This window comes from Teretinema zuelzerae (assembly GCF_021021555.1).
Classification (GTDB): domain Bacteria; phylum Spirochaetota; class Spirochaetia; order Treponematales; family Treponemataceae; genus Teretinema; species Teretinema zuelzerae.
On the sequence record NZ_JAINWA010000001.1, the window covers coordinates 1457788 to 1482224 of the forward strand.

Sequence of the window (24437 nt, forward strand, 5' to 3'; positions counted from 1 at the left end):
TCAGTTGCGGAAACTATGAATGGGGGCGGGAATCCGTCCGCCGCGGTTAATGAAATCCGCGCAGGAAAAGGTATTCACCGGCATGATGGGCGCTCCGCCGAGCAACCCGCCGAACTCCGCCCACTCGCCCGCCGCCTTTCCCGGAACGGGGATTACGCGGACGGCCGTCGTTTTATTGTTCACCATGCCGATGGCCAGCTCATCCGCAATGATGCCGGAAATCGTCTCGGCAGTCGTATCTCCGGGAATAGCGATCATGTCGAGCCCGACCGAGCAGACGCAGGTCATCGCTTCCAGTTTTTCCAGATTGATCGAACCGGCGCGAACCGCCGCGACCATCCCCTCGTCTTCGGAAACGGGAATGAAGGCTCCTGAAAGCCCGCCCACGTTGGTGGACGCCATTACGCCGCCTTTTTTCACCATATCGGTGAGCATCGCCAGGGCGGCCGTCGTTCCCGGGGCTCCCGCGGACTCCAGGCCCATTTCCTCCAGAATCCTGGCGACCGAATCGCCGACGGCCGGAGTCGGCGCCAAAGACAGGTCCAGAATGCCGAAGGGAACCTCGAGCCGGCGCGCGGCTTCCTGGCCGACGAGCAGGCCCATCCGCGTGATCTTGAACGCGGTTTTCTTGATGCCGTCGGCAAGCACGTCGAGCGGTTGGCCCCGATACTGCTCGCAGGCGGCTTTCACGACGCCGGGGCCGGAAACGCCGACGGACAGCACCGTCTCGCCCTCGCCGACTCCGTGGAAGGCTCCCGCCATGAAGGGGTTGTCCTCGGGCGCGTTGCAGAACACGACGAGTTTGGCGCAGCCCAGTCCGTCGCGGTCGCTGGTGGCGGCGGCGGTTTCGCGGATAATCTGCCCCATGAGCTTGACGGCGTCCATGTTGATGCCGTTTTTGGTGGTTCCCAGATTGATGGAGGCGCACACCCGGTTCGTTTCAGCCAGAGCGCGGGGGATCGAATTGATGAGCCGCCTGTCGCCGGAGGTCATGCCCTTCTGAACGAGGGCGGAAAAGCCGCCCACGAAATCCACGCCAAGCTCTACGGCGACCTCGTCCAGGGTTTTAGCCCACGGAGTAAAGTCGGTCTCGTCGGAGGATTCAGCGACAAGGGATATGGGAGTCACGGAAATGCGCTTGTTGATGATGGGAACGCCGAACTCGGCCTCGATTTCCCGACCAACGGACACCAGCCGTCCGGCGGTCCGCAGGAGCTTTTCCCGGATGCGGGAGCGGGAAGCTTCGCCCGAAGGTCCTGCGCAGTCGCGGAGGGAGATTCCCATCGTGATCGCGCGGACGTCGAGCTTGTGGCGCATAAACATGTCTACCGTTTCTTGAATTTCTACCGGAGAAAACATCATCGGGGGCTCCTCGTCTTAGATGCGGTGCATGGCGGTAAAAACCTGCTCATGCATCATGTTGATGCTCACCCCTAAATCGGCGCCTAAAAGCGTCAGGGATTCTTTCGTTTCCTGAATCGCGCAGGTAGCCTTGGAAAGATCCACCATCATCATCATGACGAAATTCCCCGACAAAATCGTTTGGGAGATGTCGATTATATTGATGCCGTGTTCGGCAAGCCAGGAGGAGAGACGGGCGATGATGCCCACCTGATCGGTTCCTACAACTGTGATTATCGCATTCATGAAAAACCTCGCAAGCCGGTATCATACCTGCTATGAAAAGCGCTGACAAGCGGGGTTTCGGCGCGTCAGAAAAGAATCGGACCGCCCGAGCCGCCGGCGTCGGACTCCCTGAGCCGTTGGGAGTACACATCTTCCCGATGCGCGAGGCCGGAGGACTCCGTACGCGAAAAACGCATGAGAACCCTGGATTCCAGGGGAAAAAAGACGATTTTCCGGGGGAGGGATCCGCCGACGCTGTACGAATCCACGACGATATGCTCCGCCTCGAGAAATCCGAAAATAAACTCGATATTCATTTTCGGGATATTGTACGTCGCTTCCTTGCGGAAATCGATGACCGAGCTGCCGCCGAACACCTTCGCGTGAAGGTTTTTCTTTACTCCGCCCTTTTTCAGGATTTCGTTTATTAGCAACTCCATGGCGTTGATGCCGTAGCGCGAGCTCTGGGAGAACAGGCCTTCTTCGTCGCGCGTTTTCGGAAACGGAAGCATAAAATGGTTAAGTCCGCCTACCTTCGCGGTGCGGTCGAACAAGGCGACCGAAATGCAGGAGCCCAGCAGCGTAGAAATAATTACATCTTCCGCGGATGCGAAATAGTCGCCGGGGCCGATATACTTCTCAGGCTTCCCGAATTGGGCGTTATACCTCAAGGCATTACTTTTTTGATGGTCTCTAACAGTTTCTCGTTATTAAAGGGTTTCACAATCCAACCAGTGGCTCCGGCCTTTTTTCCTTCCTCCACGACCGAACCCTGCGATTCGGTGGTCAGAACGAGTATCGGCACGAATTTTATCCCGTCGGTTTCCCGGATTTTTTTCACCATGGTCAAGCCGTCCATATTGGGCATGTTCACGTCGGTTATAACGAGCTGAACCTTCTGCTCGGAAAGCCTTTTCAAGCCCTCTTCTCCGTCTGCGGCTTCAAAAACGGTGTATCCGCTCTGTTCAAGAATAAACCGCACGCTTTGGCGGATAGATACGGAATCATCGACAACAAGAATCGCAGCGCCCATATGTCAGCCTCCCGAAAAAACTCAGTAAAAGCTACAGGCTTCGGCCGGAGCCGAACCCGTGCTTACTCTATTTTACAATTACCGCAGGCGGATTGCAAACCAAAACATCAGCGAGCCTTGCTCTTTTTAATGACCAGGTCCGCCAGATCGTTCAAAGTCGCGATTTTATCGACGGCGCCGATTTTAATCGCTTCCTTGGGCATCCCGAACACCACGCAGGATTGCTCATCCTGGGCGAAGTTAAAGGCGCCGGCCTGTTTCATCTCAAGCATGCCCTTGGCTCCGTCGTCGCCCATCCCGGTCATTATGACGCCGATCGCGTTTTTTCCCGCGTACCGCGCGGTCGAGCGGAACAGAACATCCACGGACGGCCTGTGCCGCGACACCAGCGGACCGTTTTTAATCTCTACGTAGTACCTGGCGCCCGAACGCTTCAGCAACAAATGCTTGTTGCCCGGCGCTATTAAAACCCGGCCGCGCAGAACGGTATCGTTGTCTTCCGCTTCCTTTATATTGACGGCGCAGATGCCGTCCAGGCGCGACGCGAACGCCGCGGTGAAATGCTCCGGCATATGCTGAACGATCACCACGCCGGGACAGTCTATCGGAAGCTGTTCCAGGAACACCCGCAACGCCTCCGTTCCGCCGGTAGACGCGCCGACGACGATGACGCTTTCGGTCGTTTCGATCGACACGTTCGGCGACCCCATCGGAAGGATTACGTCGGCAGTGAGCTTCGGCGCGACCGCAGGCACAGAAGAGCTTATTTTCTTTACACGCGTCAAATGCGCCGCCCTGACGGCGTCGGTTATCATTACGCGGGATTCTTCCAGAAATTCCTTCGTGCCGATCTTCGGTTTCTGAATAATATCGACGGCCCCGAACTGCATCGCCTGAAATACGTTCTGGGATCCCTCCTCGGCCTTGCTCGAACAAATAATCACCGGAATAGGATGCTGGCTCATAATCTTCTTGAGGAAGGTCAGGCCGTCCATCTTCGGCATCTCGATATCGAGAATAATCACGTCGGGAATCTTGTGCTTCAGCTTCTCAACGGCGTCGTAGGGATCCGAGGCCGTCGCGAGAACCGAAATATCGGATTCGTTGGAGAGCACTTCGGACAATGTCTGGCGTACGACGGCCGAATCGTCGACAATCATCACATTGATCATGTTCGGTTACTCCTCTTTACGGTATGCCGCCGTGGATATGCTTCGCAGAGCCAAATCAACAGACCCGATGTTTTCCGAATGCCCCATGAACAGATATCCTCCCGGGGCGATATGCGAGTAGATTCGCTGAAGAACCTGTTTCTGCGTCGGGCGGTCGAAATAAATGAATACGTTCCGGCAAAATACTATATGATACTGCTTGCGGATCGGATATGAATCGTCCATCAAATTCAATTGACGGAACAGCACCTTTTGCCGGATCTCGGGAGTCATCCGAAGAGTCTTCTGCTCCGGGTTTTTGCTTTTCATGCAATACCGCCGCTTCAGCGAGTCCGGAATCTTCGAAGCCTGATGCAGCGTATATATCCCGGTTGTAGCGATCTTCAGCACCTTTTCCGAAATGTCGGTCCCCAGAATTTTGTACTCCAGGGGAATCGCTTTTGCCCGGGCGAATTCTTCTATCACCATGGCGAGCGTATAGGATTCCTGGCCGGTCGACGCGGCTACCGACCAGACATTGAGATTCTTGATGCCGTTTTCCTGTACAAGGGACGGCAGTACCCTGGAAGTCATCAAATCGAAATGATGGCTCTCGCGGAAAAAATCGGTCTCGTTCGTGGTGACCACGTCGATGAGCTGCTGAATCTCCTGCGCGAAGCCTTCGTCGCTGAACACGTAGTCGCAATACTGCTCATAGTCGTCGAGACGCAGCGCGCGCAGACGCTTTCCAAGGCGGGTTTCGAGCATGATCATCTTCGAGGGAGGCATTTTTATGCCGAGGTTTCCCTCGATGAAGGTACGAAAACGGTTAAACGATGCCTCAGTCATTTTCCGCCTTTTCGCTGGCGTCGACGATTTGTTCGACATCCAGAATCAGAGCCACAGAGCCGTCCCCGAGAATGCTGCCGCTGGAGACTCCGACGGCCCGCTTATAGAGCTTGCCCAAGGGTTTGATGACGGTCTGGTTTCCGCCGATAACCTGATCAACCAATATTCCGACGTGGGTGTTTTTAATGTTCACCACGACGATCTGTTCGATATCGTTTCTTGTTCCGGGAATCGCGAAGAAATCGCGCATATTCACGAAGGGAAGCTGCTTGTCGTGGAAGATGACCACGTTGTTGTCGTTCTTCTGGTTCTTCTGTATGAACTCGAGGCAGCCGACTACGACGGCGAGCGGGATGATGAAGAACTCTTCGCCGATGCGCACGAGGAGGCCGTCGATGATCGCGAGAGTGAGCGGTATTTTCAGAATGATGCGGGTGCCCTTAGCCTCACGGCTTTCTATCGCGATGCTTCCGTTGATGAGCTCCATCTGGCGATTCACCACGTCCATTCCGACTCCGCGGCCGGAAACGGCGGTAACCTGCTCCTTTGTGGAGAACCCGGGAGCGAAGATAAGGCGGTATATTTCTTCGTCGCTTATCTGCGAATCGGGAGCGATCAGGCCTTTGCCGACTGCCTTTTTGAGAATGGCAGCCTTGTTCAAGCCGTTTCCGTCGTCCTCGATGGTGACGTGAACGGAGGCTCCGGTTTGAGTCGCGGAAAGACGTATGGTTCCGGCGGCGGGCTTTCCGCGCTCGGCGCGCACTTCCGGGCTTTCGATTCCGTGGTCCAAAGAGTTGCGGATGATGTGGATAAGCGGATCGTTGAGCTTTTCGATGACCGTTTTATCAAGCTCGGTTTCGCCGCCTTCGGTTTCAAGCTCGACGGATTTCCCCAGCTCGGTCGACAGGTCCCGGACAAGCCGCTTGAAGCTCGAAAAAGTCGTGCCGATCGGAACCATGCGGATGCTCATCGTGTTGTTACGGAGCTCGTCGGTAAGCCGCCCGAATTGTTCGACTATTGAAACGAGCTCGTCGTTCTCCGCGAAGGTTCGGCTCGTCTGCTGGATTCTGGCATGGACGGTGACGAGTTCTCCGACCAAGGACATGAGCTGATCGAGCTTCTCCGATTTCACGCGGATGGTGCTCATATCCGCGGCGAGCGCCTTGGTCTTCTGAACCTTTTGAATCTGCTTCTGCGCTTCAAGAGCCGCCTTCAAATCTGTTTGGGATACAAGATGTTCCTCCACAAGAATTTCGCCGATGCGCTTTTGCCGCCCGAGAATTCTCGACAACACCTGCGCGTCCAGCTTCCCGCTGTCCACGAGAATCTCGCCCAGCTTTTTGTCCGCCGGAATATTCTCTTCTATCAGATTTTCAAGGCATTCGATTTTCACTTCGGAAAAATCCTCGACAAAGATGAAAATATCCCGTATCTGGTTTTCCGAGGCGCCGGTTGATACATAGATATCCCATCCGGTCGCGCAGTCTTCAGGATCGAAGTCGGCGGCAGCGGGAACGCGGTCGAAGAAGGGTATGCAGACTGTTTCGCCCAGCCCGCGGATTTCAGAAAGAATGGAGAGGGGGCTTGCGCCGCGCCGAAAGAAATCCGCGCCGGGGCGGAATAGAATATGCCAGGTTTTCAGTTCCTCGTCCTTTGCTTTTCTACCTGATCCGGCATGGGAATCGGCCGCGGAGGAAACAGAGGATACTTCGTCCGCGGCGTCTTTCCGCACGGACGCGGCAAAGCCTGTCGCTACCCGGAAAGCCTCTAAAAAGGCCGAAAGGTTTTCGCTCAGGGGATCGGAAGCATCGGAAAAATCTTCGAGCATCTCCAAGATATGATCCCGGGCGGTAAGCGTATTGCCGATGAGGTCGGTAGTCACCGAGATGCGGCCCTCGCGCAGCGCGGTCAATATCGACTCCACCTCGTGCGCGAACGACGAAATTTTATCAAGGCCGAACATGGCGGCGGAACCCTTGATGGTGTGCATGACCCGGAAAACGGCCGATATAAGCTCCTTGTCCTCGGGATTCTCTTCCAGCTCGAGCAGCGTGGTTTCAAGAGTTCCGAGAAGCTCCAGAGCCTCCTCTTTAAAGGTTTCGATGAACTTGTCGTTTTTCATAGTCAAAGAACCGCCTTTATTTTTTCTTCAACTTCTTCCGCTGTTCTGCACGGCGATTCGATTACGCCGGCCGTGAGCAAAACTGCGTTGAAAGCTTCCGTCGGAGCGCCGCGAAATGATACCTTTCCCGATCCGGACAACGAGCTGCGAAGCAGAGATACAAGAAGCTGAAGCCCTGAAAGATCGATTTCTTCGCATGCGGTAATATCCAGCTCCAGGCTGCGCTTCGCCGACAACACTTCAAGAAACGCGGTTTTCGCGCTCTGCACGCGGTCGATGGTCAGATTGCCCGTATCGGTCATGAAAGAGCCTCCTCTTCCTGTATGGAATCGAGAAGCTCATGGCCGGAGAGCAGTTTGTTGATGTTCAGGATTATCACGAAGGATTCGCCGATCTTCCCCATGCCGACTATGAACTCGGTGTCTATCGCGATTCCGATTTTCGGGGGAGGCTCGATCGCCGAAGGCTCGATTGTTTCAACCTTTTCCACATTGTCGCTGAAGATGCCGATCGTAAAACAGTTTTCCTCGTCGTCGTCGAAAAAGTTGTCTATCTCGGTCACGATTATCGAGGTGTCCTCGGTAATTTCCGTCGAACCGAGGCCGAATTTCAACCGGAGGTCCAAAACGGGAACGACATTCCCCCGAAGATTGATCACGCCGCTCATAAACTCCGGCATCCTGGGAACCCGGGTTATTCTGGGAACCCCGAGAACTTCCCGGATATTGCCGACGTTTATCGCGTACAACTCTCCGGCGAGAGAAAAAGTCAAATATTCGTTAATCCCATTTAAATCGGTTACATCCACAACAAACTCCTTCAGGACCGCCCGAGCTTACGCCTCTACCGCGGTGGATTGAATCTCTTCCATTTCGCTGCCGGTTAAAATCTTGTTAATGTTCAAAATCATGATGAAATTATTTTCCACATGGCCCATGCCCTGAATAAACTCAGTATCGATGGAAACGCCGATCTTCGGCGGAGGCTCGATGCTTTCCGGTTCTATCGTTATCACCTTCTGCACTTCGTCGCTGAAGATGCCGATCACCAATTCCTCCTCGGTGCCGTCGTCCTTGTTGCGGAATATTTCCGTCACGATTATTCCTGTTTTTTCGGTGACGGTTATCTCGCCAAGATCGAACTTTTTGCACAGATCCAGAACGGGGACGACGCTTCCGCGGAGATTTATGATGCCCTTCATATGGGGCGGCATTTTCGGAACCTTTGTGATTTTCGGTATGCCGAGAACTTCCTTGATATTCGCAACATTTACGGCGTACATTTCATCGGCAAGCTTGAAGGTAAGGTACTGGTGAATTTCTTGGCGGTTCTTGTCTGTCATTTAAAACTCCTGAAAATCATTATCGAGGGCATCGCGGCCCGAAGGCCGAACGTCGTCATCCAGAATAATGTGAACGCCCCCGAGGGGTATTCTTTTTCCGCCCTTTTCGCGAGGCGCGTCGGTTTTCGGCAGAGGCTCCGATTTCTTCGGCCCTTCCTGTTTATTAGCCTGCGCGTCAGCGGTTTTAACGGCTGGAGGCGTCTTGCCTGCAGGCGTCGGCGCTTTATAATCAGGCCGAGTCGCTTTATCCGCTGTCGGCGCTTTTAAGACCGGCGCTGGCCTCGTTGAATCAGGCTTCTTCGGCTGACCCGCCGGCGCGCCTGCAGAATTGGATGCCCGGGGCGGCGCAGGCGGTTTTTTCAGGCCGGAAAGCGCGGAAGGCCGGGACAGAGCGGGCGGGGTCAGAGTCTTCGCCTTCGATTGTTCGCCGGCATCAGATTTACGCGCGTCCTTCGCTCCCGATATTTGCGCCCTGCCGGCAAGAGGTTTCCCGGCAGGTTTCGGCGGAGCAAGCCGCTGAAGATCCTTTCTGTTCTGCGGAGGCGGTGAAAGCTCGGCCTTCGAACCCTCCGGGCCAGATTTGGAAGCGGCGGCTTGAGCGCGTTCAAGCTTGAAGAAGCTGATGGTCTCCCGGAGCCGGTCCGACTGGCTCGCCAGCTCTTCCGACATGGAGGCGGATTCTTCCGACGCGGACGCGTTCTGCTGAACGACCTTGTCCAGCTGAAGAATCGCGGCGTTGATCTGTTCCGCTCCCGAATTCTGTTCATTGCTGGACGCGCTGATTTCCTGGATGAGATCGGCCGTGCGCTTGATATCGGGGATCATCTCGGCAATCGTGGCTCCGGCCTCTTCGGCGATGGACACGCTGTCGGTGGAAAGGGTGCTGATTGCTCCCGCTTCTTTTTGGCTGCGCTCGGCGAGCTTCCCGACTTCCGCGGCAACAACCGCAAAGCCCTTGCCGTATTCACCCGCCCTGGCAGCTTCGATCGACGCGTTAAGCGCCAGCATATTGGTGGACCGCGCGATTTCCTCGATGATGCCGATCTTGGAAGCGATTTCCTTCATCGCTTCGACTGTCGCGACGACAGCCTTTCCGCCGGCTTCCGCGGACTGCGCCGATTTCTGCGCGATTTTTTCGGTTTGAAGCGCGTTTTCAGCGTTCTGTTTTATGTTCGAAGTCATTTCTTCCATGGAGGCGGAAATTTCTTCAACCGACGCGGCCTGTTCCGTCGCGCCCTGGGACATCTGCTGAGACGTGCTGCTCAGCTCCTGGCTTCCGGCGGCGACCTGCAAGGCGGCGCCGTTGACTTCCTCGACGATTGAACGCAGGCGCTCCAGCATTCCCTGAAGAGCGTCGGCCAACTGGCCGATTTCGTCCTTCTGACGAATATCCAGGGAAACCGACAAATTACCGGCCGCGATTTCTGAGGCGAAGCGAACGCCTTTGGCCATTGCCCCGGTAATGCTGCGCGTAATGAAGACAGCGAACAGTATCCCGATTATGAGAGCGGAAATAACGCTCGCCAGAACCAGAATAATCGTTCGGGTTATCATATCGAACATCGCCGCCGAATATTCTTCGCTCACTGTATTTGCGTATGCCACGGTGAGCGTTCCGGCTTCTCCGGAGGACGACTGAGCTTTAGCTTGCGCGGTTGCGATCGTCGTAAACTCGCCGGCGAATTGTCCCAGCTTTCCGAACATCGCGAAAGCCGAATCGAATTCGCTCCGAACAGTTCCGGAAGACAGCGTGCTTCTCAAATCCTGAAAGAGAGCCCCCATTCGTTTGAAGTCGGCCTCCATCGTAGATACATAGCGCGCGTCGTTCGTCTGTATGTACATTTGCAGATCGTACCGGAAGTTGGCGGCTAGTTCGTAGAGTTCTTCCAGCCCGGCGGCCGCGCGGGTAGACGCAGGGGTCGAAAGCCGAAGCTGGTCGCGAATCATGCCGGATAGCATTTTTTCAAGATCTTTGCCGGTCTTCTCAAAATCGGCAGATTTTTTCTGTTGTTCCGATTCGAGGGCGACATACTCGAGAAAACCTTTTTCGTAAGCCTGGGCGCCCTTCGCGATATTCGAGAAAAGCTCCTTTTTTTCTGCGGAACGTTCTTTCCCGGACAATTCGGCTGCCAAGACGCCGACTCCCTTCATCTTATTTATAACAAGGGTTTTCGACGCTTCGTCTTTCTTGATAACAAAGTCCTTGCCTGCGGCTGTTCCCGCCTGCATGCTTTCGACAATCGCGGAAACCTGTTCGTTTTTAGCCGATACAGACCGGACAACCTGCAGATTGACCATGGATATGACAGAGATCACGACAGTCAGCAATAAAACGAGGGCGAATCCGCCGCCGATCTTCATATTCAGTTTCAGATTGTTAAACACAATTGACACTCCTCGCTTCAGACATCAACTCTAAGTCTAGTTTCCGCATGAGCTCTTTGTCAAATTTTCCGGCACTTTACCAGCGCGCTGCGAACGGAATACAATCGGCGAATGCTCAGTTACAGACACGCTTATCATGCGGGAAACCACGCGGACATTCTCAAGCATTCGATTCTGGCCCTTACGGCTCTTTCATACGGTCAAAAAGACAAACCGTTCACCTATATCGATACCCATGCGGGAGGCGGTTTATACGATCTCGACTCCGCCGAAGCCTTGAAAACAGGCGAAGCCGACAAGGGGATCAGGTCTATGCTGCGCGGCAGCCCGGTTCTGAACGGCATAGAATCCTACATGGATATCTGCAAATCAATGGAAGAAGGCCGGAATCAATATCCCGGGTCCCCGGAACTGGTTCGCAGGCTTTCCCGGGATGACGACCAGCTGATTCTAATGGAGCTGCACAACACGGAAATCGAGAACCTCAAACGGCGCATGGGAGGAGACTCCCGCGTGCATATCCACCATCGCGACGGATTCGCCGGGATTCGCGCGTTGACGCCTCCTACTCCGAGAAGAGGCTTCGCGCTTATAGACCCGAGCTACGAAACCGACGACGACTGGTCCCGGGCCGCAAGAACGCTGATCGATGTGAAAAAACGCTGGCCTGCCGGATCGCTCCTCCTGTGGTATCCCCTGCTTTCCCGGAGAATCGGCGAAATCTCTCTTCTCAAAGACAGCCTCACGGTTTCCGATATTCCCGGCATTCTATGCGCCGAGCTCCATTTGCGGCCGTTGAATGAAAGCGAAGAAGACGGCTGGGGTCTGACCGGATCCGGGATGATGCTCGTCGATCCGCCCTGGAAGATGTACGAATCCATTGCAGGAATATTGCCGGGACTTGCCGGTATGCTCGGCGGAGAAGAAGCGTCCTGGAGCCTTGAATGGCTGAACGCTCCAGTTTGAAACGCGGACTTGACAAAAAAAAAGCCGGCCGATAGGATCGGGACAACTGGTTCTTCAGGGCGGGGTGAAATTCCCCACCGGCGGTACAGCCCGCGAGCAGAAGAAATCCCGCACAGGGAGCCTTCAGCAGATTCGGTGAAACTCCGAAGCCGACAGTAAAGTCTGGATGAAAGAAGATTCCGTTATTCGCACGCGATTTCGCGCGTTCGGGAGCCGCGGGCTTACGTTCAAAGAACGATGCCTCTGCCGGATACCGGAGGGAAGCGCCGTATGCGTTTTGTTGCAAACAACGCCCTGAAGACAGAAATTCTGTTTTCGGGGTTTTTTTATGCATTCGCTTCAGGATGAAAAATACATGGCCCGGACGCTGGAACTGGCGGCCCGCGGAGCAAAAACCGTCCGCCCGAACCCTCTGGTAGGAGCGGTTCTTGTTCGCGACGGAATGATCCTCGGAGAAGGCTGGCACGAGTACGCCGGCGGGCCGCATGCAGAAGTCAACGCGGTTGCGGACGCGAAACGCAGGGGGTTCGGGGATCTCTCGCGCTCGCGCCTCTATGTCACGCTCGAACCCTGCTGCCATCGCGGAAGAACTCCTCCCTGCACGGATCTCGTCTTGCAGGAAAAAATATCGGCGGTAGTCGCCGGAGTCCTGGATCCCGATCCGAGAGTATCGGGCCGGGGGCTCGAGATTCTCGCACGCGCCGGCGTCGATGCGACGGCGGGTGTTCTTGAAAGTGAATGCTCCGCGATCAATTCAATCTTTTTCTCCTGGAAAAAAAACAACCGCCCCTGGACGCTGTTGAAAACGGCAGTCTCACTCGACGGCAAAACCGCGACCGCCGGGCGCGAATCGAAATGGATAACCGCAGACGAAACGCGCGCGGACGCCCGCCGGCGCAGAGGAGAATTCGCGGCCATCCTCTGCGGGGTCGGCACTGTTCTGGCGGACGATCCGCTGCTGACTCCGGAGATTTCGCTTTCTCCCGGCGACTCGCGCCCCGAACTGCCGTACAGCAGAATCATCGTCGACTCCGGCTATCGCACGCCGCCGTCTTCCCGCGTTTTTCAGGAGGCGGAGCGCTATCCCGTGCTGATCGCCGGCATCGGCGACGCGCCCCGCGGCCTGAAGCATGCCGGCGCTTCTTTCATCCCTTGCGAGGAAAAAAACGGCAAGGTCTCCCTCCCGGATTTATTCCGCAAACTATCAGCCATGAACATAGACCGTCTTCTCGTCGAAGGAGGGCCGACCCTCGCCGCGGCCGCATGCGGCGAACGATTGGTCGACCGGGTCAGAATATACGCCGCGCCGATCCTGCTCGGAGGACAAAGCGCGAACGGGATGTTTCCCGTTCCGCTCGCCGGATCGATCAAAGACGCGCTCAGACTGCGCAACATGAGCGTCGAAAGACTCGGCCCGGATCTCCTGATAGAAGGCGACCTGTCCTATCCGGAGACAAAGGAGGCGCCGTGTTCACGGGATTAATTCAGGAGCAGGGGCGGATTCTGTCGATCCGGACGAGCGGAGCAAGGGGTTCTGCGTCGGGGAGAATCTCGATCCAGGCGAGACTGACGCTTGAAGGAGCGCGCCTCGGAGACAGCATCGCGGTAGACGGCGTCTGCCTGACCATCGCGCGGTTCGGTCCGAAGGGCTTTGAGGCCGACATCATGAGCGAGACGCTGAGCCGGACGAAGTTCCGCTTCTCTGCGGCCGGCTGCCCGGTCAATCTCGAACGGGCGATCCTCGCCGGAGAGCCGTTCGGGGGCCACATCGTGTCTGGCCACGTCGACGGTTGCGGAAGAATTTCGGAGTCGCGGCCGGCAGGAAACGCCGTTGCCGTCAGCATCGATTGCGGATCCGACCTTCTGCGCTGGATTATTCCGCAAGGTTCTGTCGCTCTCGACGGCGCGAGCCTCACCGTTACGGAAAAAAGGCGCGACGGGTTTTCCGTTTCGCTGATCCCCCGCACGGCTGCGCACATAACCCTGCCTGGAAAAAAACGCGGCGAGCTCGTGCACATCGAATGCGACGGCCTGATGAAGCTGGCGCTCGGCGCTGAACCGGCAAACCGGACGAAAGAGGACGCGCTTTCCATGGAAACGCTCAGGCGTTTCGGTTTCGCCTGAACGCTGGAAAAAAAATAAACCCAAGGAGATAGACCATGTCGAAAGTGCGGGAAGCGTTGAAGGCCCTGAAAAACGGAAAAATGATAATCGTAAGCGACGACGAAAGCCGCGAAAACGAAGGCGATCTGGTGATGCTTGCGTCCAAAGCGACGCAGGAGGGCATGACGTTCATGATCAGGGAAGCCGGCGGCCTCATCTGCGTGCCGGCCGATGAACAGAGGCTCCGCGATCTCGGTATACCGGCGATGTGCGGCGACAACAGAGATCCGCACGGAACGGCGTTCACGCTGTCCGTCGACCACCGCGACTCCGGCACCGGCATATCCGCGCTCGCGCGAGCACTGACCGCGCGCGCGCTGGCGGATCCGGAAACCAAGCCCGCAGACCTCAGAAGCCCGGGCCATATGTTTCCCCTTTCCGCCCGCGAAGGCGGCCTTTCCGCGCGCAGAGGACACACCGAGGCGGCGGTCGAGCTCGCGCGCCTCGCCGGCGAACGGATTCCGGCGGCCGTAATCTGCGAAATACTCAATCCCGACGGCACGATGGCCCGCGCGGCCGATCTGGCGGCTTTCGCCGAAAAGCACGATCTCCCGCTCGTCAGCGTCGGCGAAATAGCGGAATTTTCCGCGAACGAAGCGAAGACGCGGATCCCGGATGGAAGCGCGCCCCCGGCAGGCACGACGGCTGCCGGCAAACAGACAGCCGTCGCATCAGACGATCCGAAGAACGCCGGCCGGCGGACTCTGAGGCGCGAGGCGGAAGCGGAACTCCCGACCCGCTACGGAAAATTCACAGTGCGCGGCTACCGCGACGGCGAAACCGGAGCCGAGCATCTCGCCCTCTTCTTCGGCGGGATCGACGGCTCGAGAAGCGAACTGTGCCGGGTGCATTCCGAATGTTTAACAGGGGATGCGCTCGGCTCAAGCCGCTGCGACTGCGGAGCCCAGTACGACGCTGCCATGCGCCGAATAGCGGAAGAAGGAAGAGGTCTGCTCATCTACCTCAGGCAGGAGGGGCGTGGCATCGGCCTCGTCAACAAGATGAAGGCGTACGCCCTTCAGGACGCAGGGCTTGATACGGTCGACGCCAACCTCGCCCTCGGCTTCCCCGCCGACATGCGGAACTACCGGGCGGCAGCGGAAATACTCGCGGATTTCGGAATCTCAAGCGTGCGGCTTCTCACCAACAATCCGGACAAGGTCGCGGCCCTAACCGCGCAGAATATAGTCGTCTCTGAACGCATCTCGATAGAAGCCGGAGCAAACCCGGACAACCGCCGCTACCTCGAAACAAAACGGCGGCGAATGAACCATTATCTGCAAGGAGCTTAAGAAATGAAGACAATCGAAGGACAGATCTCGGCGGAGGGACTCGACATCGCGATAGTAGCTTCGCGATTCAACTCGTTCATCGTGGACCGGCTCGTCGAAGGCGCGCTGGACTGCCTCCGCAGGCACGGGGTGCAGGAAGACCGGCTTACGCTTGTCCGCGTTCCGGGGGCTTTCGAAATTCCCCTCGCGGCAAAACTGCTCGCGGACAAAAAAGAAATCGACGCCGTCGTTTGTCTGGGGGCGGTGATCCGCGGCTCCACCACTCATTACGACTACGTCTGCTCGGAAGTGTCCAAAGGCATCGCCCATGTCTCGCTTGAAAGCCGGAAACCCGTAATCTTCGGCGTGCTCACCACCGAAAACATCGAACAGGCGGTCGAGCGCGCCGGAACCAAGGCGGGAAACAAGGGTTGGGACGCCGCGATGAGCGCGATGGAAAGCGCGAATCTTCTGAAGAATTTGTAGATCGCAACCGGGGGAGAATGCTATAGTGGTGCGATGCCGGAAACGAAATCGCCCCGCAATAAAACGCTCAGCCTCTCGGACGAAGAAAAACAAAGGCTCAAATCCTTCATCATCGGCCCGGAGGAGCTTTCGGGAAAGACGGCGGCTCTTCCGGCAATCGAAAATAAAATCATCAACGGCGATCTGTTCGGCCTCCTGCCCCGCTTGCCCGCGGAATTCGCGGATCTGATCATCATCGATCCGCCGTATAATATGGATAAGGACTTCTACGGAAACCGCTTCCGCGGGTTGTCCTCGGACGGGTATCGGGAGTGGGTACGGACCTGGCTTCCCGCCGTCGTCGAACTTGGAAAGAAAGACGCGACCGTCTACGTGTGCGGAGACTGGAAGTCTTCGTCGGCCCTCTTCATGGAGCTGGAAAAAATCTGCACGGTGCGCAACAGAATCACCTGGCAGCGCGAAAAAGGGAGGGGAGCGTCCGCCAACTGGAAAAACTGCTCCGAGGACATCTGGTTCGCCACGCGCGGCGCCGACTATGTTTTCAATGTTCAGGACGTAATGCAGCGTAAAAAGGTGATCGCGCCGTATCGGCACAACGGCGAGCCGAAGGACTGGCATGACACTGACGAAGGAAAATACCGTCTCACGCACCCGTCAAACTTCTGGGACGACATCACCGTACCGTTCTGGTCTATGGAAGAAAACACCGAACACCCGACGCAGAAACCCGAAAAACTCGTCGCCAAGCTGATTTTAGCGAGTTCCAGGCCCGGGGATATCGTTTTCGACCCCTTCGCGGGTTCGGGAACCACGGCGGTAACCGCGAAAAAGCTGGGAAGACGCTGGGTCGGCATAGAGCAAAACCCCGAATACTGCCTGTGGGCGCAAAAAAGACTGGAAAAAGCCGACGAAGACTCCCGAATTCAAGGATATAAGGACGGATGCTTCCTCGGCAGAAACGAAGGATAATCCGCCGTTCCATGATTTTACAACAAAATGACGAGATTTTTACTTTTATTTGTTGTCTGAATCAACATATAGGATATACAATACGGTCATGGAGGATTCTATGAAAAGATTACATGTCCTGGCCGCGTCGTTGATGCTTCTCGCGGCCGCGGCTTCTCTCGGAGCGCAGGATAAGGGAACTCTCGCTCCCGATCAAATTCCCGGCGTAGCCGCATATATCGCTTATCCGGTATCGATCAAGGCTGACGGAAAACTGGACGACTGGAAGGGTATTCCGGTGCAGAAAGTCAGCCGGGCGATTTACGCCGGCCCCGATATTACGCAAAGCCCCTGGTTCGAATTCGCCGTAGCAGGCGACGCGAAAAACCTCTACGTTCTGATGAGGACGAAAGACAGCAAGATCATCGCCGGCAAGCACGGAGCGGACTACTGGAATGAAGACTCGATGGAATTCTACGTGAACTTCACCGGAAATCTTCTGGCGAAGTCCTACACGGCCGGCATAATGCAGATCACGATCAACGCGACGAATATCGGCAAAAAGGCGGGAACCCCCCTTTCGATAACCGGCATGAACAACGCGAAAGCGGGCGTTACCGGAACCGCGTTCAAGACGGCGGACGGATGGGCCTTCGAAGCGGTGCTTCCCTATCCCGCAGGATTCACTCCAAGCCACGGCAAAATAATCGGGTTTCAAGCCCACACCAACGGAGCGTCGGAATTGGACAGAGACACCAAACTCATCTGGAGCGCGGCGGACGAAGCTGATAATTCGTACCAGAACCCCTCGCTTTTCGGGCAGGGAATTTTCTTCAACGTAGGAAAAAACGACATCCCGCAGCCGTCTTCACAGGTCTTCGACCTGGGTGCGGAATTCAAGAAAAACGGAGCTTCGGGAAAGACTAATCGAAAAATAGTCTGGGCCGACGAGTTCAAGAGCGGCAAGGCTCCCGACCCCGCTAAATGGGCGTACGACGCCCCCGACTCCGGAAAATGGAACCAGGAGCTCCAGGAGTATACCGACTCCCGCGAAAACTCCTACGTCGAGAACGATCTTCTCACCATCTCCGCCAGAAAAGGCGCCGACGGAAAGTGGAAGAGCGCCCGCCTGTACACCAAGGGAAAGGCCGATTGGACCTACGGATATTTCGAAGTACGCGCCAAGCTTCCAGCCGGAAAGGGAACCTGGCCCGCCATCTGGATGATGCCGGCCAAGGACAGCTACGGCGACTGGCCCGCGAGCGGCGAAATCGACATCATGGAATTCGTCGGCTTCGAACCGGACCGCATCCATACCTCTGTGCATACGACCAGCTACAACCACAGGCTCGGCACCCAGAAAACAAGAGCGGCTCCGGTCAAGGGAGTTACCGACGGCTTCCACGACTATGCAGTCGAATGGACCCCGAAGGGCATCTTCTGGTACATCGACAACAAGCCCTTCTACTCCTTCATGAAGGAAGACGGCGGCAGCACCGTATGGCCCTTCGATAAACCGTTCTTCCTTATCCTGAACGTGGCGATGGGCGGATCATGGGGCGGAATGAAGGGAATGGACCCTGCGCTCGACAAGGCGGACATGGTTATTGATTATGTCCGCGTTTATCAGTAAGACTTAATACATGATCTCACGGAACAGGCTCTACCAAATCAACTCTTCGCGCATTCTGCAATTTATCAGACAAAATCCCGGATTAAGCCGGATAGCTACGGCGGAAGAGTTGGGCCTGGACCGTTCGACCCTGACCAAGGCGGTCAGGGAGTTCATGGAAGACGGCCTGGTCCGGGAAACCGGCAAATACCGAGGAAAACCCGGAGCAGGCAGAATGGCGACAGGACTCGAAATTGTCCCGGACTACGGCCTCGTTCTCGGCATCGAAATACAGACGGAACGATTCAGATGGGTGCTCGCCGATCTCGAAGGAAAAATCCTTTATTCAGGCTCGGGAGAGACAGAAGAAAACCCGGAAAAGATTCCTGAAACCGTCATTGAACTCTACCGGGCATTGGCCGCGCGATCGGGGGCCGGCCCGGAACGGATCATCGGCATAGGAATCGGCCTTTCCGGCATCATCGATCCGTATTCAGGAACGATCAGGCAGTCCTATCCCCTCGGCGTCATGCGCCCCCTTCCGATAAGCGAGAAAATCGCGGAAGGAACCGGCGTTCCGGTATTCCTGGAAAACGACGCGAACTGCTGCTGCTGGGGGCAGCAGGCGTTCTCCCAGGGCCAGAGGGTACGGAACTTTCTGGCCCTTCTCGGGGAATTCAGAAACATCGACCTGCAGGAAAACCGGCGAACAGGGTTCGCGTTCGGCGTCGGCATCGTCATACGGGACACGGTTCTGCACGGAGACAACTTCACTGCCGGAGAATTCCGCAGCCTCCTGTACGATCAGAATAAACCGAGCCATTCCCAGTTTTCCCTCACCGACGACGAAGCGGCGCGCCTTCCCGCCGACGCCGATGTTCTCCATCGGCTTTTCGACGAGGCCGCGTACAATATCGCCTTGCTTGTAAACGTCCTGGACATCACTAAAATCGTCATCGCCGGCGATTTCGCCCGGTATCCCGACGAGCTCAGGACTAGTCTCGCGAACGCGATCTCCAAAAATTCCCTGTACCACGACAGCAAACTCTGCGACATCGAATTTTCCCTGCAGAACGAACTCGCCGTCTCCCACGGAGCGGCCGGTTTGTTTGTCGAAAAGCTCTTCAGCGTGCCGGGAATGACCGACCACACGGACGAAGAGGTCGGCAGCATTCTTCTCGACAGAATCGCGCATCGCGAAGAAAACCGCGACCAATAGCAACTTTGCCGGAAATGAGGTATCCTCGTTTTCATGGCAAAGACAACCGACGACAAAAAAATCATTTACACGATGGACCGCGTCTCGCGGAGCCACGGCACGAAACAGGTGCTCAAAGATATCAGCCTCTCCTACTTCTACGGAGCCAAGATCGGCGTGCTCGGTCTTAACGGTTCGGGAAAGTCGAGCCTGCTGAGGATTCTTGCAGGCACGGACACCGAATTCACCGGCGAAACAAGCTGCGCTCCCGGATACAGCATAGGATTCCTCGAACAGGAGCCCCATCTGGAAAGCGGAAAAACGGTGAAGGAAGTCGTATCCGAAGGCGTCAAGGAGACGATGGACCTCCTCGCCGAATTCGACGCCATCAACGAAGCGTTCGGGGATCCCGACTGCGACATGGACAAGCTGATGGACCGCCAGGCGAAGGTGCAGGAAAAACTCGACGCGTGCAACGCGTGGGAACTCGACAGCCAACTGGAACTCGCGATGGACGCGCTCCGCTGCCCGCCGGCCGACCAGATCGTGGACGTCCTCTCCGGAGGCGAACGAAGGCGCGTCGCGCTTTGCCGACTGCTCCTCCAGAAACCGGACATCCTGCTTTTGGACGAACCGACCAACCACCTCGACGCAGAAACCGTCGCCTGGCTCGAGCGCCACCTGCAGGCCTACGAAGGCACGATCATCGCGGTAACCCACGACCGCTACTTCCTCGACAACGTAGCCGGCTGGATACTCGAACTCGACCGCGGAGAAGGCATTCCCTGGAAGGGAAACTATTCCAGCTGGCTCGACCAGAAATCCAAGCGCCTCGCGCAGGAAGAAAAGGGCGAATCCGACCGCAGGAAACAGCTCGAGCGCGAACTTGAATGGATCAGCATGAGCCCGAAGGGCCGACACGCAAAGAGCAAGGCCCGCATAAACCAATACGAAAAACTCCTGTCCGAAGAGGGCAAGGAAAAGATCAAGGATACGAAGATATCGATCCCCGCCGGACCCCGCCTGGGCAACCTCGTCATCGAGGTGAACGACCTCTCCAAGAGCTACGGCGACAGGCTGCTCTTCGACAAGCTGAGCTTCCTCGTTCCGCCGGGAGCCATCGTCGGCATCATCGGGCCGAACGGAGCCGGAAAGACGACGCTGTTCAAGCTCATCGCCGGCGCCGCCGGACAGGAAGTCCCGACCGGCGGTCCGAACGGAGAGACGGGAATAGTCAAGCCGGATTCCGGAACGATCCGCCTCGGCGACACGGTGAAACTCACCTACGTCGACCAGATGCGCGGCAAGCTGGACCCGAATAAAACCGTATACGAACAGCTTTCCGGCGGTTACGATGTAATCAAGCTCGGTGCGATGGACGCGAACGGACGGCCGGTGAACGGCCCCATCCGCGAAGTAAACGCGCGCGCGTACTGCACCTGGTTCAACTTCTCCGGCGCGGACCAAAGCCGCAAGGTCGGCGTTCTTTCAGGCGGAGAGCGCAACCGCCTCAACCTTGCCATGATGGTCAAGGAAGCCGCAAACGTGCTGCTCCTCGACGAGCCGACGAACGACCTCGACGTGAACACCATGCGAGCCCTCGAGGAAGCGCTCGACTCCTTCGCCGGTTGCGCCATGGTGGTCAGCCACGACCGCTGGTTCCTGGACCGCGTATGCACCCATATTCTGGCCTTCGAAGCGGACGGAGAAGTAATGTGGTACGATGGAAACTGGAGCGAATACGCCGAATGGCGGCGAGCCAAATACGGAAAGGATGCTGATACTCCCCATCGCGGCGTCTACCGCAAACTGGAGCGCTGATCCGCCGATCGTTCGATTACACGAGAAGACCGCCTTGCGACAGGCGGTCTTTTTTTTGTCTCCGAAGCGCGCACAGACGATTCGCGGCGGGAGTGCACTGGAATAGCGTTATTCCCTATTTTTCTTTTTTTCCGCTTTTTGCCGATACATTCCTGCGTCGGCCCGAGATATTAAATCATCCAGATTTATTCCTTCCGGCTGAACGGAAACATAGCCGTAGCTGAAATCCAGCACAAAGGGAACATCGGCGGCAGTATTCCAGTCTTCCAGCGCAGCCCGGATTCGCTGATCGATTTTCGACGAAAGCTGCCCGCCGGGATCCAGAGCGGCGACGGCGAATTCATCGCCGCCGATGCGGGCAAGCACATCCGCGGTTCTGAAAACCCGGCGCAGAACATCCCCAACGCCCTGAATAGCGCGATCGCCGGAGTCATGGCCGAACGAATCGTTTATTTTTTTTAAACCGTCGAGATCGAGGGCGAACAGCATAAAATTCTGCGAGCGGGAGCGCGAGGATGAGAACAGCTCTCCGGCCGCGTCCATGAAGCCTCTCCGGTTGAGCAAGCCGGTCAAATCGTCCTGCCTTGAAAGGGTATCGAGCCTGCGGTTGATCGATTCCAAATCCCTCAGCGTATCGCGGAGCCGCTCTTCCGCGTTCTTTTTGCTGGCGAACAGCCAGGTAGAATATATCACCGCCGAAAGCTGAACGCTCAATGCTTCATAGATCGCGGGCGTCCTGTCTCCCGGCTCGTACACGAGGTACCCCAGTTGATTGTCCCGATGATACAGGGAGGTCGCAACCAGCATCCGGGGGCGCGGGGAAAACCAGCCGCCCGGCAGCATTCCTTCCGCAGGATTGATCAGCCGCTCTCCGGAATACCCGTTGCCCTGCACCGTTTCATCATAATGCAGGATCAGGTTTGCGCTCGCCGGAAGGATGAAACGGTCTTCTTTTTTATTGACGACGGGATCGGAAAACAGCACCAGCGCGGCGCTCTTTATATTGAAAGATTCTAGATCCGCGCGCAGGGATTGCGCAACGGCTTCGATGGAATCGGCAGTTTGCAAAAAAGCCAGATACTGCCGCAAATGCACCAGATCGTCCTCGAGCGTAAAGCGCTCAAGGCCCATATCACGCAATAATGAATCGGGCCAGAGCAGCATCGAGCCGTCTGCAAGCTTCGCGTCATGCTGATAATCGTCGCGCGCGATGCATCCGCAAGATTGCCGGAATTTCGCCTCGGTCGGCAGCATGCTCACCAGGGGAACCTGTTCGCCCCTGATCATCGAGAGAGCCAATCTTCCGGCGAGAGATCCGAGTTCCGTCAGATTTTGCCGCACTGTAGTCAGAGAAGGTTCGGAATAATGAGCGCGCACGACATCGTCGAAACCGGTGACGACAATGTCTTCAGGAACCCGTATTCCAGCCTCGGCGAAGCGCCGCATCAAGCCCAGGGCCATCAGATCGTTGAAAGCGACGACCGCGTCGAAGGGAAGAGTTCCTGAAAAATCCGGCGGGCACAAGCGAGCGCCGACCGCATAGCCCGATTCATACGAAAAATCCCCGCGGAAAAGATCTTCCATCCGTATGGAGAGGCCCCGTTCGCGAAGAATCTGATGAAGAGTCAACAATCTGCTGACGGAATCGGGATTATCCTGAGGTCCGCACAGCACCGCGACGCGTTTGCATCCGTGAACCTCGAGTATATGCTCTATAACCGCGCGAAACCCGGTTTCATTGTCGATAACGATGCTCGGCGTATCGGTCAGGACGACCGACATGCTCACGCGGGGCAGATCAGAGCGGTGCGAAAAGGTTTGAAAGAACTCTTCGCGGGTGATGAAATTGCACTGGGTCCCGGAGGCTACGACCAGGGCGTCGCAGGAAGCCGGAGAAATATGGGAAAATATCGCCGTATTCTGATACTCGAATCCGAACGGCCATCCATAGGCGCGGCCGGAAAAAACGATCAAAGAGATTTTCTCGGACGCACAGAGATCCCGAAGGCTCTCGACAAGAGCCTTCGAGTATCCTGAATCGATTTCGTTTATCTGCAGGCCGAGCCGGACAGGGGCATGAGAGGTGTTCATTGCATTCTCATTATCACCGGAATTCGCTTTTTTATCAAATTCGCGCCCGAACGCCGCCGGCTCTCTCGGCTGTAATTACGCTTGTTCCAGAGCCTGCGCTATATCAGCGAGAATATCGTCGATATGTTCCAATCCCACTGATAATCGTATAAGCCCCGGGGTTATTCCGGCGGCTTCGAGCTGAGCGTCCGTCATCTGACGATGCGTTGCGCTGGCAGGGTGCAGCACGCAGGTTCTGATATCCGCCACATGGACTACGTTCGACGCCAGCGTCAAAGCGTCCATGAAGCGCACCGCCCGCTCCCGTCCGCCCCGGATGGAAAATGCGATAACGCCGCTTGCGCCGAGAGGGAGATACTTCATGGCCCTCTCGTAATATGCGTTTCCAGGAAGCTTGGGATACTTTACAAATTCAACCTTTTGGTGGGTCGAAAGATAGGCCGCGATTCTTTCCGCGTTGGCGCAATGCCTCTCCATGCGAAGAGGGAGCGTTTCAAGGCCAAGGTTCAACAAAAACGCGCCCATGGCGGTGGGGCTCGCTCCGAGATCGCGCATCAACTGAACGCGAGCCTTCGTGATATAAGCCGCCCGGCCGAAGTCGCGGGTGTACGCTACGCCGTGATACGAAGAATCCGGCTCCGTAAGTCCGGGAAACCGTTCCGCCGTCCAGCAGAAATTTCCGCTGTCGACAATCACGCCGCCGATCTGTACCGCGTGTCCGTCCATGTATTTCGTGGTGGAGTGGATCACAATATCGGCGCCGAACTCGAACGGGCGGCAGAGAACCGGCGTCGCGAAGGTGTTGTCGACGACGAGGGGAACCCCGTTCCGGTGGGCTAACTTCGCAAAGCGCTCAATATCGAATACGGTTATAGCAGGATTCGCGATCGTCTCGCCGAATACGAGTTTGGTGTTCGCACGGAAGAGGGCTTCGATCGCCGCGTCTCCGTTTTCCGGATCTATGAAGGAGCACTCGATCCCGTAGCGCCTGAGCGTTACGTCCAGCAGATTAAAGGTACCTCCATAAATGGAAGAAGACGCGATAATATGGTCTCCGGCGCTGCAGATATTTAAAACGGCGATCAGGGTCGCCGCCTGGCCGGATGAGGTCAGCAAGGCTCCGACTCCGCCTTCGAGAGCGGCGATTTTTCGTTCCACGCAGTCCACCGTCGGATTTGAGATGCGGGAATACATATGGCCTTCGGCGGCCAGATCAAAGAGCTTTCCTATATGTTCCGTAGAATCATAGGTAAAGGTCGTGCTCTGATATATCGGAAGAGCTCGAGGCTCTCCGTTGCCCGGTTCATAACCCTCATGCAAACATTGTGTTTCGATTTTCATGGAATCATCCTATCGCAAAGAACCAGTCCTGA

General features: G+C 56.4%; 22 protein-coding genes and 1 riboswitch. Of the genes, 9 read left to right on the top strand and 13 right to left on the bottom strand.

Annotated elements, in window-relative coordinates:
• The 11 genes from K7J14_RS06405 to K7J14_RS06455 all read right to left on the bottom strand — a co-directional run bounded on the left by K7J14_RS06405 (position 1) and on the right by K7J14_RS06455 (position 10508).
• The gene (locus tag K7J14_RS06405; RefSeq protein WP_230754499.1) at positions 1–1362 is read right to left on the bottom strand and encodes a PFL family protein; all 1362 of its coding nucleotides are present in this window, start codon (positions 1360–1362) and stop codon (positions 1–3) included.
• Positions 1363–1377: 15 nt separating this feature from the next.
• Positions 1378–1647: an ACT domain-containing protein gene (locus K7J14_RS06410; RefSeq protein WP_230754501.1), complete on the bottom strand. Its 270-nt coding sequence runs from the start codon at positions 1645–1647 to the stop codon at positions 1378–1380.
• A gap of 65 nt (positions 1648–1712) precedes the next feature.
• A complete protein-coding gene (locus K7J14_RS06415) occupies positions 1713–2297 on the bottom strand; it encodes a chemotaxis protein CheD (RefSeq protein ID WP_230754503.1) in 585 nt (194 codons plus the stop codon).
• A complete protein-coding gene (locus K7J14_RS06420) occupies positions 2294–2659 on the bottom strand; it encodes a response regulator (protein ID WP_230754505.1) in 366 nt (121 codons plus the stop codon). The genes K7J14_RS06415 and K7J14_RS06420 overlap by 4 nt, the downstream gene beginning before the upstream one ends.
• A 107-nt stretch (positions 2660–2766) precedes the next feature.
• The gene (locus K7J14_RS06425) at positions 2767–3831 is read right to left on the bottom strand and encodes a protein-glutamate methylesterase/protein-glutamine glutaminase (protein ID WP_230754507.1); all 1065 of its coding nucleotides are present in this window, start codon (positions 3829–3831) and stop codon (positions 2767–2769) included.
• A gap of 6 nt (positions 3832–3837) precedes the next feature.
• On the bottom strand, positions 3838–4659 hold the full coding sequence (locus K7J14_RS06430) for a CheR family methyltransferase (protein ID WP_230754509.1): 822 nt from the start codon (positions 4657–4659) through the stop codon (positions 3838–3840).
• Positions 4652–6781: a chemotaxis protein CheA gene (locus K7J14_RS06435; RefSeq protein ID WP_230754511.1), complete on the bottom strand. Its 2130-nt coding sequence runs from the start codon at positions 6779–6781 to the stop codon at positions 4652–4654. Before K7J14_RS06435 ends, K7J14_RS06430 begins: the two co-directional genes overlap by 8 nt.
• Positions 6782–6783: 2 nt before the next feature.
• Complete coding sequence (locus K7J14_RS06440; protein ID WP_230754513.1) at positions 6784–7083, bottom strand: STAS domain-containing protein; 300 nt, start codon at positions 7081–7083, stop codon at positions 6784–6786.
• Positions 7080–7589, bottom strand: a complete 510-nt coding sequence (locus tag K7J14_RS06445; protein WP_230754515.1) for a chemotaxis protein CheW — start codon at positions 7587–7589, stop codon at positions 7080–7082. The genes K7J14_RS06440 and K7J14_RS06445 overlap by 4 nt, the downstream gene beginning before the upstream one ends.
• Before the next feature lie 27 nt (positions 7590–7616).
• Entirely contained in the window at positions 7617–8123 is a 507-nt protein-coding gene (locus K7J14_RS06450; protein WP_230754517.1) for a chemotaxis protein CheW, read from the bottom strand.
• Positions 8124–10508 (bottom strand): methyl-accepting chemotaxis protein, encoded by a 2385-nt coding sequence (locus tag K7J14_RS06455; protein WP_230754519.1) that lies wholly within the window; start codon positions 10506–10508, stop codon positions 8124–8126.
• Positions 10509–10619: 111 nt separating this feature from the next.
• Here K7J14_RS06455 and K7J14_RS06460 point away from each other — a divergent pair, with 111 nt between their 5' ends.
• The 9 genes from K7J14_RS06460 to ettA all read left to right on the top strand — a co-directional run bounded on the left by K7J14_RS06460 (position 10620) and on the right by ettA (position 20973).
• A complete protein-coding gene (locus K7J14_RS06460) occupies positions 10620–11474 on the top strand; it encodes a 23S rRNA (adenine(2030)-N(6))-methyltransferase RlmJ (RefSeq protein WP_230754521.1) in 855 nt (284 codons plus the stop codon).
• Between the two features lie 46 nt (positions 11475–11520).
• A riboswitch (FMN riboswitch) is annotated at positions 11521–11656 on the top strand.
• Between the two features lie 146 nt (positions 11657–11802).
• On the top strand, positions 11803–12957 hold the full coding sequence (gene ribD / locus K7J14_RS06465) for a bifunctional diaminohydroxyphosphoribosylaminopyrimidine deaminase/5-amino-6-(5-phosphoribosylamino)uracil reductase RibD (protein ID WP_230754523.1): 1155 nt from the start codon (positions 11803–11805) through the stop codon (positions 12955–12957).
• Positions 12942–13598, top strand: a complete 657-nt coding sequence (locus K7J14_RS06470; protein WP_230754525.1) for a riboflavin synthase — start codon at positions 12942–12944, stop codon at positions 13596–13598. Before ribD ends, K7J14_RS06470 begins: the two co-directional genes overlap by 16 nt.
• A 35-nt stretch (positions 13599–13633) precedes the next feature.
• Complete coding sequence (gene ribA / locus K7J14_RS06475) at positions 13634–14929, top strand: GTP cyclohydrolase II (protein WP_230754527.1); 1296 nt, start codon at positions 13634–13636, stop codon at positions 14927–14929.
• Between the two features lie 3 nt (positions 14930–14932).
• Positions 14933–15394 (top strand): 6,7-dimethyl-8-ribityllumazine synthase, encoded by a 462-nt coding sequence (ribH, locus tag K7J14_RS06480; RefSeq protein ID WP_230754529.1) that lies wholly within the window; start codon positions 14933–14935, stop codon positions 15392–15394.
• Between the two features lie 33 nt (positions 15395–15427).
• The gene (locus K7J14_RS06485; RefSeq protein WP_230754531.1) at positions 15428–16363 is read left to right on the top strand and encodes a DNA-methyltransferase; all 936 of its coding nucleotides are present in this window, start codon (positions 15428–15430) and stop codon (positions 16361–16363) included.
• A 100-nt stretch (positions 16364–16463) separates the two neighbouring features.
• Complete coding sequence (locus K7J14_RS06490; RefSeq protein ID WP_230754533.1) at positions 16464–17975, top strand: family 16 glycosylhydrolase; 1512 nt, start codon at positions 16464–16466, stop codon at positions 17973–17975.
• Positions 17976–17985: 10 nt separating this feature from the next.
• Positions 17986–19173: an ROK family transcriptional regulator gene (locus K7J14_RS06495; RefSeq protein WP_230754535.1), complete on the top strand. Its 1188-nt coding sequence runs from the start codon at positions 17986–17988 to the stop codon at positions 19171–19173.
• A gap of 33 nt (positions 19174–19206) precedes the next feature.
• Positions 19207–20973, top strand: coding sequence for an energy-dependent translational throttle protein EttA (gene ettA / locus K7J14_RS06500; protein WP_230754536.1), 1767 nt, complete (start codon positions 19207–19209; stop codon positions 20971–20973).
• Positions 20974–21081: 108 nt separating this feature from the next.
• Here the strand turns inward: ettA and K7J14_RS06505 are convergent, their stop codons facing one another.
• A complete protein-coding gene (locus K7J14_RS06505) occupies positions 21082–23064 on the bottom strand; it encodes a diguanylate cyclase domain-containing protein (RefSeq protein WP_230754538.1) in 1983 nt (660 codons plus the stop codon).
• Between the two features lie 75 nt (positions 23065–23139).
• Positions 23140–24405, bottom strand: a complete 1266-nt coding sequence (locus tag K7J14_RS06510) for an O-acetylhomoserine aminocarboxypropyltransferase/cysteine synthase family protein (protein ID WP_230754539.1) — start codon at positions 24403–24405, stop codon at positions 23140–23142.
• Positions 24406–24437 lie beyond the last annotated feature (32 nt).